Source organism: Pseudomonas sp. Pseusp21 (assembly GCF_059492145.1).
On record NZ_CP168520.1, the window covers coordinates 2,224,967 to 2,240,887 of the forward strand.

12 protein-coding genes and 1 pseudogene are annotated in these 15,921 nt (G+C 60.1%); 11 read left to right on the plus strand and 2 right to left on the minus strand.

Features of this window, described 5'->3' with window-relative positions:
• Positions 1-116 precede the first annotated feature (116 nt).
• The 5 genes and pseudogenes from ACEN93_RS10065 to ACEN93_RS10085 all read left to right on the plus strand — a co-directional run bounded on the left by ACEN93_RS10065 (position 117) and on the right by ACEN93_RS10085 (position 6,293).
• Positions 117-2,702: a TonB-dependent receptor gene (locus ACEN93_RS10065; protein WP_103386016.1), complete on the plus strand. Its 2,586-nt coding sequence runs from the start codon at positions 117-119 to the stop codon at positions 2,700-2,702.
• A 111-nt stretch (positions 2,703-2,813) separates the two neighbouring features.
• Complete coding sequence (locus ACEN93_RS10070; RefSeq protein WP_285413541.1) at positions 2,814-3,410, plus strand: biliverdin-producing heme oxygenase; 597 nt, start codon at positions 2,814-2,816, stop codon at positions 3,408-3,410.
• 168 nt (positions 3,411-3,578) lie between these two features.
• A complete protein-coding gene (locus ACEN93_RS10075; RefSeq protein ID WP_085667955.1) occupies positions 3,579-3,974 on the plus strand; it encodes a YbaN family protein in 396 nt (131 codons plus the stop codon).
• 453 nt (positions 3,975-4,427) lie between these two features.
• Positions 4,428-5,435: pseudogene (locus ACEN93_RS10080) on the plus strand (methyl-accepting chemotaxis protein); the annotation flags it as partial.
• Between the two features lie 102 nt (positions 5,436-5,537).
• On the plus strand, positions 5,538-6,293 hold the full coding sequence (locus tag ACEN93_RS10085) for a methyl-accepting chemotaxis protein (protein ID WP_408980490.1): 756 nt from the start codon (positions 5,538-5,540) through the stop codon (positions 6,291-6,293).
• Positions 6,294-6,561: 268 nt separating this feature from the next.
• Here ACEN93_RS10085 and ACEN93_RS10090 read toward each other — a convergent pair whose 3' ends face one another.
• On the minus strand, positions 6,562-7,047 hold the full coding sequence (locus ACEN93_RS10090) for a hypothetical protein (RefSeq protein ID WP_103386015.1): 486 nt from the start codon (positions 7,045-7,047) through the stop codon (positions 6,562-6,564).
• Between the two features lie 205 nt (positions 7,048-7,252).
• Here ACEN93_RS10090 and ACEN93_RS10095 point away from each other — a divergent pair, with 205 nt between their 5' ends.
• Entirely contained in the window at positions 7,253-8,599 is a 1,347-nt protein-coding gene (locus ACEN93_RS10095) for a CoA transferase (RefSeq protein WP_495611359.1), read from the plus strand.
• 74 nt (positions 8,600-8,673) lie between these two features.
• On the opposite strand, the gene arcD (ACEN93_RS10100) is transcribed toward ACEN93_RS10095, so the two are convergent.
• Positions 8,674-10,101: an arginine-ornithine antiporter gene (arcD, locus tag ACEN93_RS10100; protein WP_074688331.1), complete on the minus strand. Its 1,428-nt coding sequence runs from the start codon at positions 10,099-10,101 to the stop codon at positions 8,674-8,676.
• A 448-nt stretch (positions 10,102-10,549) separates the two neighbouring features.
• Here arcD (ACEN93_RS10100) and arcD (ACEN93_RS10105) point away from each other — a divergent pair, with 448 nt between their 5' ends.
• The 5 genes from arcD (ACEN93_RS10105) to ACEN93_RS10125 all read left to right on the plus strand — a co-directional run bounded on the left by arcD (ACEN93_RS10105) (position 10,550) and on the right by ACEN93_RS10125 (position 15,866).
• Positions 10,550-11,977 (plus strand): arginine-ornithine antiporter, encoded by a 1,428-nt coding sequence (gene arcD, locus ACEN93_RS10105; RefSeq protein WP_039766045.1) that lies wholly within the window; start codon positions 10,550-10,552, stop codon positions 11,975-11,977.
• Positions 11,978-12,011: 34 nt separating this feature from the next.
• Positions 12,012-13,268: an arginine deiminase gene (gene arcA / locus ACEN93_RS10110; RefSeq protein WP_127799552.1), complete on the plus strand. Its 1,257-nt coding sequence runs from the start codon at positions 12,012-12,014 to the stop codon at positions 13,266-13,268.
• Positions 13,269-13,337: 69 nt separating this feature from the next.
• A complete protein-coding gene (locus ACEN93_RS10115; protein WP_039766039.1) occupies positions 13,338-14,348 on the plus strand; it encodes an ornithine carbamoyltransferase in 1,011 nt (336 codons plus the stop codon).
• A 163-nt stretch (positions 14,349-14,511) separates the two neighbouring features.
• Positions 14,512-15,441 (plus strand): carbamate kinase, encoded by a 930-nt coding sequence (gene arcC, locus ACEN93_RS10120; RefSeq protein WP_039766038.1) that lies wholly within the window; start codon positions 14,512-14,514, stop codon positions 15,439-15,441.
• Positions 15,442-15,503: 62 nt separating this feature from the next.
• Positions 15,504-15,866: a DUF5064 family protein gene (locus ACEN93_RS10125; protein WP_039766036.1), complete on the plus strand. Its 363-nt coding sequence runs from the start codon at positions 15,504-15,506 to the stop codon at positions 15,864-15,866.
• The last annotated feature ends 55 nt before the right edge of the window (positions 15,867-15,921 follow it).

Consider the following 15,921-nt stretch of genomic DNA (forward strand, 5'->3'; position numbering starts at 1 on the left):
ATTATTTTTACTCGATAGCCGAAGCTCGTTCGTCTCGTTATAGCCAATGCAATTGATTCGCATCTCGCGAGATCAATCAGCACCTATAAAGATTCGTGCGACACGGAGCGCTATCGATGTCCTCACGCCTTACCCGCCAGACTTCTTCCCCTTCCCGCGTGCTGTCGCTGCTGACCGCCGCCATCCTGATGGCCGGCACCGCGCCGCTGATGGCCGCCACCGAACAGCCGACGCGCAACATGGGCGACTACTCGTTCGCCATTGCCCAGCAGCCGCTGGTGTCGGCGCTCAACGCGTTCACCGCTGTCACCGGCTGGCAGGTCGGTTTGCCGGCGGAACTGGGTCAAGACGTGTCGTCGCCGGGCGTGCGCGGTTCGCTGCCACCGGAAAAAGCCCTGGAGCGCCTGTTGGTGGGGACCAACCTGAGCTTCCGCAAACTGAGCAACAACAACGTCGTGCTGGAAAAACGCGCCAGCGGCGGCGCACTCAATCTTGATCAGGTGACCATCAGCGCCACCCGTCAGGAACAGTCGGTGAGCAGCGTGCCTGCCACCGTCACCGTGCAGACCCGCGAGGATCTGGATCGCAACAACGTCAATACCATCAAGGATCTGGTGCGCTACGAGCCGGGCGTCTCCGTCGGCGGCGCCGGCCAGCGCGGCGGGATCAGCGGCTACAACATTCGCGGCATCGACGGCGACCGCATCCTGACCCAGGTCGACGGCGTCGAAGTGCCGGACGGTTTCTTCAACGGCCCGTACGCCAAGACCCAGCGCAATTACGTCGACCCGGAAATCGTCAAACGCGTCGAAATCCTTCGTGGCCCGGCCTCGGTGCTGTACGGCAGCAACGCCATCGGCGGCGCCGTCAGTTACTACACCCTCGACCCGGACGACATCATCAAGCCCGGCAAAGACGTCGGCGCCCGCCTGAAGACCGGCTACAGCTCCGCCGACGAGAGCTGGCTGAAATCCGCCACCGTCGCCGGTCGCACCGACCAGTTCGACGGCTTGCTGCACTACAGCCAGCGCGACGGTCACGAAACCGATTCCTACGGCAGCAACAACGGCACCGGCCTTGAACGCACCGCCGCCAACCCGGAAGACGTGAAAGCCACCAACGTGCTGGCCAAGATCGGCTGGAACTACAACGAAGGTTCGCGCCTGGGCCTGACCTACGAAAAGTACAAGGATGATCGCGACACCGATCAGAAAAGCGCTTACGGCGGCCCTTACTTCAACGGTGCCCCGACAATCCCGGACAGCGTGCTGCCCGGCGGCATGTACCAGTGGCGCACCGGCAACGACACCATCACCCGCGAGCGTTTCGGCCTGGAGCACAGCTTCGAGTTGAACAGCCTGCTGGCGGACAACGTGAAGTGGAGCCTCAACCACCAGACCGCCAAGACCGATCAGAGCACCGACGAGTTCTACTACCCGATCACCCGCAAAGTGCTGCGCACCCGCGACACGATTTACGAAGAGAAACAGTGGGTCTTCGACGCGCAACTGGACAAGGCATTCGCCATCGGTGATACCGATCACGTGCTGACTTACGGCACCACGATCAAGCAGCAGAAAGTCACCGGTTCGCGCAGCGGCGACGGCAAGTGCCTGGCGGTCGGTCGCGGTTGCACCGCCATCGGCGCTACCAGCGCAGCCGACGTGCTGAAAAAGTCCAGCGACTTCCCGGACCCGACCATCAACACCTACAGCCTGTTCGCCCAGGATCAGATCAGCTGGAACAACTGGACCTTCCTGCCGGGCCTGCGCTACGACTACACCCAGCTCAAGCCGCACATCACCCAGGAATTCCTCAACACCGTGGCCGCCGACGGCCAGGGCACGGTCAGCGATTCGAACAAGACCTGGCATAAAGTCTCGCCGAAATTCGGCCTGACCTACGCCCTGACCGAAAACTACACCTGGTACGGTCAGTACGCCGAAGGCTTCCGCACCCCGACCGCGAAAGCGCTGTATGGGCGCTTCGAGAACAGCACCACCGGCTACAACGTGGCGCCGAACCCGGACCTGGAACCGGAAAAAAGCAAAAGCTATGAAACCGGCCTGCGCGGCAACTTCGAGCAAGGCTCGTTCGACGTGGCGGTGTTCTATAACAAGTACCGCGACTTCATCAACGAAGACGCCGTCACCCCGGGCTACAGCGAGCTGACGTTCCAGTCCAGCAACATCAAGCACGCCACCATCAAGGGTGCCGAAGTCAAAGGTCGTCTGAACCTCGATTCCTTCGGCGCGCCGCAAGGCCTGTACACCCAAGGCTCGATTGCTTACGCCTACGGACGCAACAACGACAACGGCGAACCGTTGAACAGCGTCAACCCGCTGACCGGCGTATTCGGCCTCGGTTATGACCAGGACAACTACGGCGGCCTGCTGAGCTGGACCGTGGTCAAGAAGAAGGATCGCGTCGACGACAGCAACTTCAAATCGCCGGACGGTGTCAGCAGTCAATTCAAGTCGCCGGGCTTCGGCATTCTCGATCTGGCCGGTTATTACAAAGTCACCGACGACGTCACCGTCAGCGGCGGCATCTACAATCTGACCGACAAGAAATACTGGCTGTGGGATGACGTGCGCGGTTACGACAGCGTCGGCGAAGCCTCGGTGACACAACCGGCCAACCTCGATCGCCTGACCCAGCCGGGTCGCAACTTCGCGATCAACCTGGTCTGGGATATCTGATCCGGATGACCTCACGGCGCGCATGCATTGCCGCGCCGTGAGGTTTTTTTACTGTCCGGCGCTTGCCCGTACGTCTCGTTATCAAGCGCCTCTTCTTTTCAAGGACATCTCATGAGCACCCCGGAAAAAGCCCTGCGTTCGCAACGCCTGAACCAGATTACCCACGAGCCGCACAGCAAGCTCGATGCGCTGGTCAAGGCGCACGCACCGTTCGAGACCCGCGCCAATTTCGCCCGCTTCGTGGTCGCGCAGTACCTGTTCCAGTCGGAGCTGGTGGCGCTGTACAACGATGCCGAACTGACCGCCATCGTCCCTGACCTGCCGGCCCGCTGCCGCGCCGAAGCCGCCATGGCCGACCTCGCCGACCTCGACACCGAAGTGCCTGGCCCTGTGGCCGGCGCGGTGAAAAACCCGAGCAAGGCCCGCGCCCTGGGCTGGATCTTCGTCTCCGAGGGCTCCAAGCTCGGCGCCGCGTTCCTGATCAAACGCGCTGTCGCGCTGGACCTGAGCGAAACCTTCGGCGCCCGCCACCTGGGCGAACCTGAAGGCGGTCGTGCAGAAGGCTGGAAGAGCTTTGTGCGCACCCTCGATTCACTGCAATTCAGCGCTGAAGAAGAAGCCGAAGTGGAGCAAGGCGCGATTGATGCGTTCAACCGCTTCACCGTGCTGCTGGAACAGGCTTACGCCACAGAAGCCGAGCCGGCCTGATCCTGACCACTGTAAAACCCTGTGGGAGCTGGCTTGCCAGCGATGACGGCGCGTCAGACAACATCCCTGTCGACTGACCGGACGCTATCGCTGGCAAGCCAGCTCCCACAAGGAATTGCGTAAGTCTGTAAGATTCCCACCTTGTCACATAAGCCTCTCGCTGAGCCCATGCCCCAACCCGCCGCCTCCCGACTCGCCCGCCTGCTGTTCGGCCTGCTCGCCTATGTCAGCCTCGGCATCGGCCTGATCGCCATCGTCGTGCCCGGCCTGCCGACTACCGAGTTCATCCTGCTCGCCGCCTGGGCCGCGACTCGCAGTTCGCCGCGTCTGAGTGCCTGGCTGGAAAACCATCGACTGTTCGGGCCGATCCTGAGCAACTGGCGCAACGGCAAGATCATCGCCCGCAAGGCCAAGGTCAGCGCTACGGTCAGCATGCTGCTGTGCGCCACGCTGATGCTGGTGATGCTCGATCACGGTTGGCCGATTTATCTGGCGATTGCCGGGATGACCCTGGGCAACCTGTGGATCTGGTCGCGACCGGAAGCGTTGCCGAAGATTTCCTGATTTTTCTCTTGTTTTCAGGGTATTTACCCGCGCAAACGTTTAGCCGTGACCGCTCGTCGGCTGGTAGTTCATGCCTCTGCGCCTCGCGCCGATGAGCATTGAATGGCGCTGAATGGATTTGGCGAACCCGGCACCTTCCTGCCCCTTAGCCAACAGCTCATCCATTCGCGAGAACGTCCCATGTTCGACTCTCTGTCCATTCGCCTGAAAATCGTCCTGCTCTCCGGCCTGTGCCTGCTCGGTGTGGTGGCGCTGATCGTTGGCATCAACATTTACCAGACCAACCAGAACGACGAACTGGTCAGTGCTTCCAGCAGCAAGATGCTCACCGCCAGTGTGCAGAACCTGTTGCAGGCCAAGGCTGCCGAGCAAGCGGTGCGGGTCCAGAAAACCTTCGGCGAGAGCCTGTTGGCGATCACCGCGCTGGCCGACCAGATCAAGGACATGCGAGCGATGGCCGCCAAGCGTTCGCTGGACGCCGGGGCCCTGCGTGAAGAGTTGAACCAGAGCCTGAAAACCGCCTTCGAGCGCAACAGCAAGGTGCTTGGCATCTGGCTGGCGTTCGAGCCCAACGGACTGGACGGCAAGGACAGCGAATTCGCCAACGATGCCGCGCGTCAGTCCAACGAGGCGGGACGTTTCGCCAGTTACTGGAGCCGTGCTGCGGGTCCGTCGCTGAACACGATCATGGTCGAAGACGACATGAACAAGACCACCCTCAGCGTCAGCGGCACGCCTTACAACAGCTGGTACACCTGCCCTCGCGACAACAAGCGTACCTGCCTGCTTGATCCTTACGCTGACACCGTGGGCGGCAAGGAAATGCTCATGACCACCATTTCCGTGCCCCTGCTGGTGGACGGCAAGGCCATCGGCGTGGTCGGTGTCGACATCGCCCTCGACGCCCTGCAAGCAGCGGCCGTGGACTCTCAGCGTGACCTGTTCAACAGCGCCGGGCACATGCTGATCGTCTCCGGCAGCGGCGTGCTCGGTGCCTACAGCGCGGATGCCGGCAAGGTCGGCAAAAGCATCGGCGACACCCTCGGCCTCGAGGGCAAGGACGTGCTGCAGCTGCTGAGTGCCGGCACACCGAAGATTCTCGAACGGGGCGACCTGATCCGCGCCGTGTATCCGGTCAACCCGATTGCCGACTCCAAGGCCTGGGGTGTGGTCATCGACCTGCCGAAACAAGTGCTGCTGGCCGACTCGGTCAAGCTCCAGGCAGTGCTCGACGACGCGCAGCAAACCGGCACGATTACCGCATTGGCGGTGGCCGTGATCGCCGGCCTGATCGGTCTGCTGCTGATCTGGCTCACCGCCTCCGGCGTGACCCGTCCGATCAACAGCGTCGCCGAAATGCTGAAGAACATCGCCAGCGGCGAAGGCGACCTGACCCAGCGCCTGAACTACACCAAGCAGGATGAACTGGGCGAACTGGTGAACTGGTTCAACCGCTTCCTCGACAAGCTGCAACCGACCATCGCCCAAATCAAACAGAGCATCACCGAGGCTCGCGGCACCGCCGATCAATCGTCGGAAATCGCCCGCCAGACCAGTGAAGGCATGCAGGTGCAATTCCGCGAGATCGATCAGGTGGCCACCGCCTCCAACGAAATGAGCGCCACCGCCCACGACGTGGCCAACAGCGCCTCGAATGCGGCCAACGCGGCGAAAGGCGCCGATCAGTCGGCCAAGGACGGCATGTCGATCATCGAGCGCAGCACCCGTGACATCAATCAGCTGGCCGACGAAGTCAGCAGAGCGGTGACCGAGGTCGAAGAGCTGGCAGTCAACAGCGAGCAGATCGGTTCGGTGCTGGAAGTGATCCGCAGCATTGCCGAGCAGACCAACCTGCTGGCGCTGAACGCCGCGATCGAAGCGGCCCGGGCCGGAGAAAGCGGTCGTGGTTTTGCGGTGGTGGCCGACGAAGTCCGTAACCTGGCCAAGCGTACTCAGGATTCGGTGGAAGAAATTCGCGTGGTCATTGAACGCATCCAGACCGGCACCCGTGGCGTGGTCGCGACCATGCACTCGAGCCAGACCCAGGCCCACAACAACGCCGGTCAGATCCGCCAGGCCGTGGACGCTTTGGGCAAGATCAGCGACGCGGTCACCGTGATCAGCGACATGAACCTGCAAATCGCCAGCGCCGCCGAACAGCAAAGCGCCGTGGCCGAAGAGGTCAACCGCAACGTCTCGGCGATCCGTACCGTCACCGAAACCCTGACCGAACAGGCCACCGAATCGGCAGCGATCAGCAGCCAGCTCAACGCCCTGGCCAGCCAGCAGATGAAATTGATGGATCAGTTCCGCGTATAACGCCCGCCGCTATAAGCCTCCCTCCCTCTGGGAGGTGCGATACGACGGTTCGTGTTGCTCGCGAAAAAGCTCTGCCGGTTACCATTTGATTGGCTGCCGATTGCATTTCGCGAGCAGATTCTCCATGCAATCCCAGACATCGAGCCATTCGTCTCTGACAATAATTTCAACGTCCTGACAATCGAAACCTATAAGAACCCCCAACTTCTAATGCCAACCATTCCACTCAAAAATAAAAAGGGGGAGGAAGAAACCTCCCCCTTCATGGTCATGTATAGAGAGTAATATCATCCAAATTAACAGTCAGCGCATTACTTAACGCATTTTCAAAAATAAGTTTCACCTTTCCTTTATCAAACTCACGAGAAGAACTAAAAGCAAAAATAAATCTCTTCCAATCATCTTTCAATCGTATTTCCTGCTTGAAAACCTCATCTTCAGAAAGATTCACAGCCACAGATATCGGCGCGGAGGAATTAGGCATATTAAGCTTCAAACTAAGTTCCAGATAGATTTTCTTACCCGCTGGAAATTCCTCATACTCCTTCTCAAAGACTATAGCTCCGACATACTTATCCATCTTTAAGACTACGTGGTAGTGATCGCCTTCTTCTGGTATTGCAGAGTGATTAAAAATCAAAGCAGGATCGGTAGGCTCTAGATATACAATGTCCGCCGAGCTGTTAAAAACCCACCCATTCCGAAACGCAAACCTAAAGTCCGTATGATCATTAAATTCAGTTTTAGTATTCATAACAACATCTCCATGCAGTGATTTTTTTTACTACTCGAAGTAGTAAATTCCGATTCAGCCAAGAAACCCACTGTCAAATCTGACAGTCCTGACGAACGGTCGCATATAAATCTTCGACCAAGCTGAACCGGATCACTCCCCCCGGAAATTCATCTGATAACGCCGCCCCTTGCACTATCATCCCTCTCTTTCCGGAGGGCCTTCGATGACCGATCTGCTCACGTCCATTCAAGCCGCGCTCGGCTTGTCCCCCACGCCGATTCCGTTCACCGGCGAGGGCGCCCTGCCCTCGGCGTTTGCCGTCACCGACCTGGCCTGCGCGAGCATTGCCGCTGCCGGGCAAGCCGTCGCCGAACTTCTTCAGCAGCAAACCGGGCGTTTGCCCGCCATTGAAGTCGACCGTCGGCTGGCCTCGTTCTGGTTTGCCACTTCACTAAGACCGATCGGCTGGGAAGTGCCGCCGCTGTGGGATCCGGTAGCCGGTGACTACGCGACCAAAGACGGCTGGATCCGCCTGCACACCAACGCTCCGCATCACCGCGCCGCCGCTGAAAGCGTACTCGGCGCCTGTGTCGACCGCGCGGCGATGGCGGCGAAAGTCGCGCAATGGGCCAGTGCCGATCTGGAGCGAGCGGTGGTCGAGGCCAAGGGTTGTGCGGCTGAAATGCGCAGTTGGGAACAGTGGCAAAAACATCCGCAAGGGTTGGCGGTGAATGCCGAACCCTTGGTGCATTTCGGGAATGGGAAAGAAGAAAACCATCAACCCTGGCAAGGCTCGGTGGCGCGGCCATTGGCCGGGCTCAAGGTGCTCGATCTGACCCGCGTACTGGCCGGCCCGACCGCCAGCCGCTTCCTCGCGGGGCTGGGCGCCAATGTGCTGCGCATCGATCCGCCGACCTGGAACGAACCCGGTGTAGTGCCGGAAGTGACCCTCGGCAAACGTTGTGCGCGGCTGGATCTGCATGCTCCGGCAGATCGCGCAGTGTTTGAAAGCCTGCTCAAGGATGCCGACATTCTTCTGCACGGTTATCGTGCCGACGCCCTTGAACATCTCGGCTTCGGCGTTGAACGTCGCCGGCAACTCGCGCCGGGGCTGATCGACGTTTGCCTCAACGCCTACGGCTGGAGCGGCCCGTGGCAGAACCGTCGGGGCTTCGACAGTCTGGTGCAGATGAGCAGCGGGATTGCCGAGGCCGGACAGCGCTGGAAGCAGGCTGACAAACCGACGCCGTTGCCAGTGCAGGCGCTGGATCATGCGACGGGGTATCTGATGGCGGCGAGTGTGATTCGGTTGCTGACTGAACGGTTACGCAGTGGTCGAGGTGGATCGGCACGGTTGTCGCTGGCGCGGACGGCGAAGCTGTTGGTTGAGCATGGGGCTGGGACTGACGAAGCGTTGCGTCCGGAAAATCCACAGGATCAAAGCTCGCTGGTGGAGCAGACACCCTGGGGGCCGGCGCATCGGCTACAAGCGCCGCTTCGTATCGCTGGAACGCCGTTGCAGTGGACTTTGCCGGCAACTGAATTGGGTTCACATCGGGCGCAGTGGTGACCTCTCCACCGTTTTCGCGAGGAACCCGAGCATCGCCGGCCAATCGAAAGATCCCTGATAGTCGAGCCGTAACCTCACAGAGACAACACGCCGCTGTACAACCCGTAGGCCGCAAGCCCGGCCCCGGCGATGACGCAGGTGAAAATCCCCTTCTCGAGCGTGGTGAACAACGGCTCGCCCTGCTCATGCTTGGCCTTGGCGAACAGGATCACCCCCGGCGCATACAGCAGCGCCGACAACAGCAGGTATTTCACCCCGCCGGCATACAACAGCCACACCGCGTAACACAGCGCGATGCCGCCGATCAGCAGATCCTTGGTGCGTTCGGCGGAGGCATGCTCATAGGTTTCACCCCGTCCGCTGAGCAATACCGCATAGGCTGCCGACCACAGATACGGCACCAGAATCATCGACGAGGCGAGGTAAATCAGGCTGGTGTAAGTGCCGGCGGAAAACAGCGTGATCAGCAGGAAAATCTGGATCATCACATTGGTCAGCCACAACGCATTGACCGGCACATGGTTGGCGTTTTCCTTTTTCAGGAACGCCGGCATCGTATTGTCCTTGGCGGTGGCGAACAGAATCTCCGCGCACAACAGCGCCCACGACAGCAACGCACCGAGCAACGAAATGGCCAGGCCCACGCTGATCAGCAGCGCGCCCCATGGCCCGACAATGTGTTCCAGCACGGCGGCCAGCGACGGGTTCTGCAAGGTCGCCAGTTCCGGCTGACTCATGATCCCCAGCGACAACACATTGACCAGCACCAGCAGCGCCAGCACACCGAGGAAACCGATCACCGTGGCACGGCCCACATCGGTGCGCTTCTCCGCCCGGGCCGAGTAAACGCTGGCGCCTTCGATACCGATGAACACGAACACCGTGACCAGCATCATGTTGCGCACCTGATCCATCACACCGCCGAAATTCGGGTTGCTGCGGCCCCAGATGTCGCGGGTAAAAATCTCGGCCTTGAACGCCACGGCGGCAATGACCACGAACATGATCAACGGAATGATCTTGGCCACGGTGGTCAACTGATTGATCAGCGCCGCCTCCTTGATCCCGCGCATCACCAGAAAATGCACGGCCCACAGCAACACCGAGGCGCAACCGATGGCGATTGGCGTGTTGCCCTGGCCGAACACCGGAAAGAAGTAGCCGAGGGTGCTGAACAGCAACACGAAATACCCGACGTTGCCCAGCCAGGCACTGATCCAGTAACCCCACGCCGAAGAAAAGCCCATGTAGTCGCCGAACCCGGCCTTGGCGTAGGCATACACGCCGGAGTCCAGTTCCGGTTTGCGATTGGCCAGGGTCTGAAACACGAAAGCCAGGGTGAGCATGCCGATCGCCGTGATGCCCCAGCCGATCAGGATGGCGCCGGCATCGGCCCGGGCTGCCATGTTTTGCGGCAAGGAAAAAATCCCCCCGCCAATCATCGAACCCACCACCAGGGCGATCAGTGCGCCAAGGCGCAGCTTTTGCGTCGGTTGCGACATTCCAGCGTCTCCAGGTTCCCGAGGTCGGCATTGGCCGCCCATGGTGATGTAACCGGTATTAACCAAACGGTTAGAGCGTAAGTACGTTTATTGAATAACGCCAATTAACGTCTCTTATATATAGCGGATGGCACTAATGCATAGCACGGATAGGCAGTTTTGTGTGGGAATCCTGATAATTCGATTCTGTACTGAAAACAGAGGCGAAAAATTTGCCAAACCTTGAAAACGGACTAGCGTGATAACTCGAAAGTAATAGGAAAAGTTCCCAACTACATATGCCAAAAGCCTCTGGGACAGGCCTTACAGGCAGAAGCCTTATGCCATCAGACGTTTCATAAGTCATTCATTAACAATGGAATGTGACCATGCACTGATCTAAGTCAGCTGTTTGAATAGCCAACAGAACTACGCTGTGAACTCTTCTCTCCTGCAATGGAGTCATGCAATGTCTGAAGCTCCCGGAAAACTACGACTAGGTGCACTGGTTGCATTGGTAGTCGGCTCAATGATCGGTGGCGGGATATTCTCTTTGCCACAAAACATGGCCGCCAGTGCCGACGTCGGCGCGGTTCTGATTGGCTGGGCCATCACCGCTGTCGGCATGCTCACCCTCGCTTTCGTCTTTCAAACCCTCGCCAATCGCAAGCCTGACCTGGACGGCGGTGTCTACGCCTACGCCAAGGCCGGTTTCGGCGATTACATGGGTTTCTCCTCGGCCTGGGGCTACTGGATCAGTGCCTGGCTGGGCAACGTCGGTTACTTCGTTCTGCTGTTCAGCACCCTCGGGTATTTCTTTCCGGTTTTTGGGGAAGGCAACACCGTTGCTGCTGTGATCGGCGCCTCTGTCCTGTTGTGGGGCGTGCACTTTCTGGTGCTGCGCGGGATCAAGGAGGCGGCGTTCATCAACCTGGTGACCACCGTCGCCAAGGTCGTGCCGCTGCTGCTGTTCGTGCTGATCGCGATCTTCGCCTTCAAACTGGACATCTTCACCGCCGACATCTGGGGCGTGAAAAACCCGGATCTGGGCAGCGTGATGAACCAGGTGCGCAACATGATGCTGGTCACCGTATGGGTGTTCATCGGCATCGAGGGCGCGAGCATCTTCTCGGCCCGGGCGGAAAAACGTTCGGACGTCGGCAAGGCCACCGTGATCGGTTTCATCACCGTGCTGCTGTTCCTGGTGCTGGTGAACGTGCTGTCGCTGGGCATCATGACCCAGCCGGAACTGGCCAAACTGCAGAACCCGTCGATGGCCGCCGTGCTGGAACACGTGGTCGGTCACTGGGGTGCGGTGCTGATCAGCGTCGGCCTGATCATCTCGCTGCTGGGGGCGTTGCTGTCGTGGGTGCTGCTGTGTGCGGAGATCATGTTCGCCGCCGCCAAGGACCACACCATGCCGGAGTTCCTGCGCAAGGAGAACGCCAACCACGTGCCGGTCAACGCCCTGTGGCTGACCAACGCGATGGTGCAGCTGTTCCTGATCATCACCCTGTTCTCGGCCAGCACTTACCTGTCGCTGATCTACCTCGCCACTTCGATGATTCTGGTGCCGTACCTGTGGTCGGCGGCCTACGCCCTGCTGCTAGCGGTGCGCGGCGAAAGCTACGAAGGCTTCGCGGCCGAACGGCGCAAGGACCTGATCATCGGTGGCATCGCCCTGATCTATGCGGTGTGGCTGCTCTACGCCGGTGGCGTGAAGTACCTGCTGCTCTCGGCCCTGCTCTATGCCCCCGGCGCGATCCTGTTCGCCAAGGCCAAGCTCGAACTCAAACAACCGGTTTTCACCAACGTCGAGAAGCTGATTTTCGCCGCAGTGGTCGTGGGCGCCCTGGTGGCAGCCTACGGACTGTATGACGGCTTCCTGACTCTGTAGTTGCCCAACGTTTTCACTCTGGAGGATCACTGAAATGACCACGGAAAAAGCTAAGTACGGCGTCCATTCCGAAGCCGGCAAACTGCGCAAAGTCATGGTTTGCTCCCCAGGTCTGGCCCATCAGCGGCTGACCCCGAACAACTGCGATGAACTGCTGTTCGACGACGTGCTGTGGGTCGCCCAGGCCAAGCGCGACCACTTCGACTTCGTGACCAAGATGCGTGAGCGCGGGATCGACGTGCTCGAAATGCACAATCTGCTGACCGACATCGTCGCCATCCCTGAAGCGCTGGACTGGATCCTTGAGCGCAAGGTCACCGCCGATTCGGTGGGCCTGGGCCTGATCAACGAAGTCAAATCCTGGCTGAAAAGCCTGGAGCCGCGACACATCGCCGAATTCCTGATTGGCGGCGTGTCCGCCGATGACCTGCCGGACAGCTTCGGTGGCAAGACCATCCAGATGTTCCGCGACTTCCTCGGCCACTCCAGTTTCATTCTGCCGCCGCTGCCGAACACCCAGTTCACCCGCGACACCACCTGCTGGATCTACGGTGGCGTGACGCTGAACCCGATGTACTGGCCGGCGCGCCGTCAGGAAACCCTGCTGACCACCGCCATCTACAAATTCCATCCGCAATTCACCAACGCCGATTTCGAGATCTGGTACGGCGACCCGGACAAGGATCACGGCAGTTCCACCCTCGAAGGCGGCGACGTGATGCCGATCGGCAACGGCGTGGTGCTGATCGGTATGGGCGAGCGTTCATCCCGTCAGGCCATCGGCCAACTGGCACTGAACCTGTTCAAGAACAAGGCCGTGGAAAAAGTCATCGTCGCCGGCCTGCCGAAGTCTCGAGCGGCGATGCACTTGGATACCGTATTCAGCTTCTGCGACCGCGATCTCGTCACGATTTTCCCGGAAGTGGTCAACCAGATCGTCGCCTTCACCCTGCGCCCTGACGAAAGCAAACAGGGCGGCATCGACATCCGTCGCGAAGAAGGCACCTTCCTCGACGTCGTGGCCAAAGCCCTCAACCTGCCGAAACTGCGCGTCGTCGAAACCGGCGGCAACAGCTTCGCCGCCGAACGCGAGCAATGGGATGACGGCAACAACGTGGTGGCCGTGGAGCCGGGCGTGGTCATCGGCTACGACCGCAACACCTACACCAACACCCTGCTGCGCAAGGCGGGCGTGGAGGTCATCACCATCAGCGCCGGCGAACTGGGCCGTGGCCGTGGCGGCGGCCACTGCATGACCTGCCCGATCGTGCGCGACCCAATCGACTACTAAACCTTTGAGCCCTGGCCGGCGCTGATCCAGCGCGGCCAGGGGGATAACCGAAACCCAAGGAGATCCATCATGGCTTTCAATATTCACAACCGTAACCTGCTCAGCCTGGAACACCACACCCCACGTGAGCTGCGCTACCTGCTCGACCTGTCCCGCGACCTCAAGCGCGCCAAGTACACCGGCACCGAGCAGCAACACCTCAAGGGCAACAACATCGCCCTGATCTTCGAAAAAACTTCGACCCGCACCCGCTGCGCGTTCGAAGTCGCCGCCTATGATCAGGGCGCCAACGTCACCTACATCGACCCGAACTCTTCGCAGATCGGCCACAAGGAAAGCATGAAAGACACAGCCCGCGTGCTGGGTCGCATGTACGACGCCATCGAGTACCGTGGCTTCAAACAGGAAATCGTCGAAGAGCTGGCCAAGTTCGCCGGCGTGCCGGTGTTCAACGGCCTGACCGATGAATATCACCCGACCCAGATGATCGCCGACGTGCTGACCATGCGTGAGCACGCCGACAAGCCGATCCACGAGATCAGCTACGCCTACCTGGGCGACGCGCGTAACAACATGGGCAACTCGCTGCTGCTGGTGGGCTCCAAACTCGGTATGGACGTGCGCATCTGCGCGCCGAAAGCCCTGTGGCCGCATGACGACCTGGTGGATCGCTGCAAGAAGTACGCAGAGGAAAGCGGCGCGCGCATCACCCTGACCGAAGACCCGAAAGCCGCGGTCAAGGGCGTGGACTTCATCCACACCGACGTCTGGGTATCAATGGGCGAGCCGGTGGAAGCCTGGGCCGAGCGTATCCAGCAACTGCTGCCGTATCAGGTCAACGCCGAGCTGATGAAAGCCACCGGCAACCCGCGCACCAAGTTCATGCACTGCCTGCCGGCGTTCCACAACAGCGATACCAAGGTCGGCAAACAGATCGCCGAACAGTATCCGCACCTGAAAAACGGCATCGAAGTGACCGACGACGTGTTCGAGTCGCCAGCCTGCATCGCCTTCGAGCAAGCGGAAAACCGCATGCACACCATCAAGGCGATTCTGGTGTCGACTTTGGCAGACCTGTAACCCGACTTTGGCACTGATCGTTCCCACGTCGAGGCGTCGAACCGTCTGCGTCGGAATGCCGCCACGGACGCTCCGCGTCCGCTGTGACGCAGAGCGTCACGGGATGCATTCCCACGCGGGAGCGAGGGAACGATCAGCGAACAACACGAAAAGGACATGCACCATGCGTATCGTCGTAGCCCTGGGCGGTAACGCCCTGCTCCGCCGTGGCGAGCCGATGACCGCTGACAACCAGCGCGCCAACATCCGCATCGCCACCGAGCAAATCGCCAAGATCCATCCCGGCAACCAACTGGTCATCGCCCACGGCAATGGCCCGCAAGTCGGCCTGCTGTCGTTGCAGGCAGCGGCCTACACCTCCGTCACCCCTTACCCGCTGGACGTGCTCGGTGCCGAAACCGAAGGCATGATCGGCTACATCATTGAACAGGAACTGGGCAACCTGCTGGACTTCGAAGTCCCGTTCGCCACCCTGCTCACCCAGGTCGAAGTCGATGCCAACGACCCGGCCTTCAAGAACCCGACCAAGCCGATCGGCCCGGTCTACGAGAAGGCCGAAGCGGAAAAACTCGCCGCCGAAAAAGGCTGGGCCATCGCCCCGGACGGCGACAAGTTCCGCCGTGTGGTGGCCAGCCCACGGCCCAAACGCATCTTCGAAATCCGCCCGATCAAGTGGCTGCTGGACAAGGGCAGCATCGTGATCTGCGCCGGCGGTGGCGGGATTCCGACCATGTACGACGAGCACCGCAATCTCAAAGGCATCGAAGCGGTGATCGACAAGGACCTGTGCTCGGCGCTGCTGGCCGAACAGCTGGAGGCGGACTTACTGGTGATCGCCACCGACGTCAACGCGGCGTACATCGACTTCAAGAAACCCACCGAGAAAGCGATTGCCCAGGCCCACCCGGACGAACTCGAACGCCTGGGCTTCGCCGCCGGTTCCATGGGGCCGAAGGTGCAGGCAGCCTGCGAGTTTGCGCGCCATACTGGCAAGGTCGCGGTGATCGGTTCGCTCTCGGACATCGAAGCCATCGTCCAGGGTACCGCCGGTACGCGGGTCAGCACGGCAGCGCCGGGCATCACCTACCGATAAAAAGAAACTCCGGGGGCAGACCTCAGGTCTGCCCTTCTCCCATGCCTTGAAAGGAGAAAACCATGGCCCAGTTCGAACCCGGTCATTTGCATATCGAGCGGCATGCATTGACTGACGACGACGTCAATTACAACGTGCACCTCGACTATGAAGTGTTCACCGATCCCCAGAAAGGCAAAGGGATACAGTTCACCCTGCATGGCAGCATGCAGGGCAAAGAGGTCAACGAACCGTTCTTTCTGCCCAAGGAGGAAGCCTACAACTTCGCTCGCAACGTGACGCAGATTGCCGAAAAGTACGGCATTCCCAAGAGCCACAGCCAGATCGGCTCGGTGCATAAGCATTACGACCTGATGTTTGAGGACATCCGCAAGCAGCTGAATATGCAGTCCGGGGATCCGGTCAATCCCGAGCATTTCGAGTAACCCCAAAAGCCCCCTCACCCTAACCCTCCCGAAGCGTCGGACCGCCCGGAGGGAG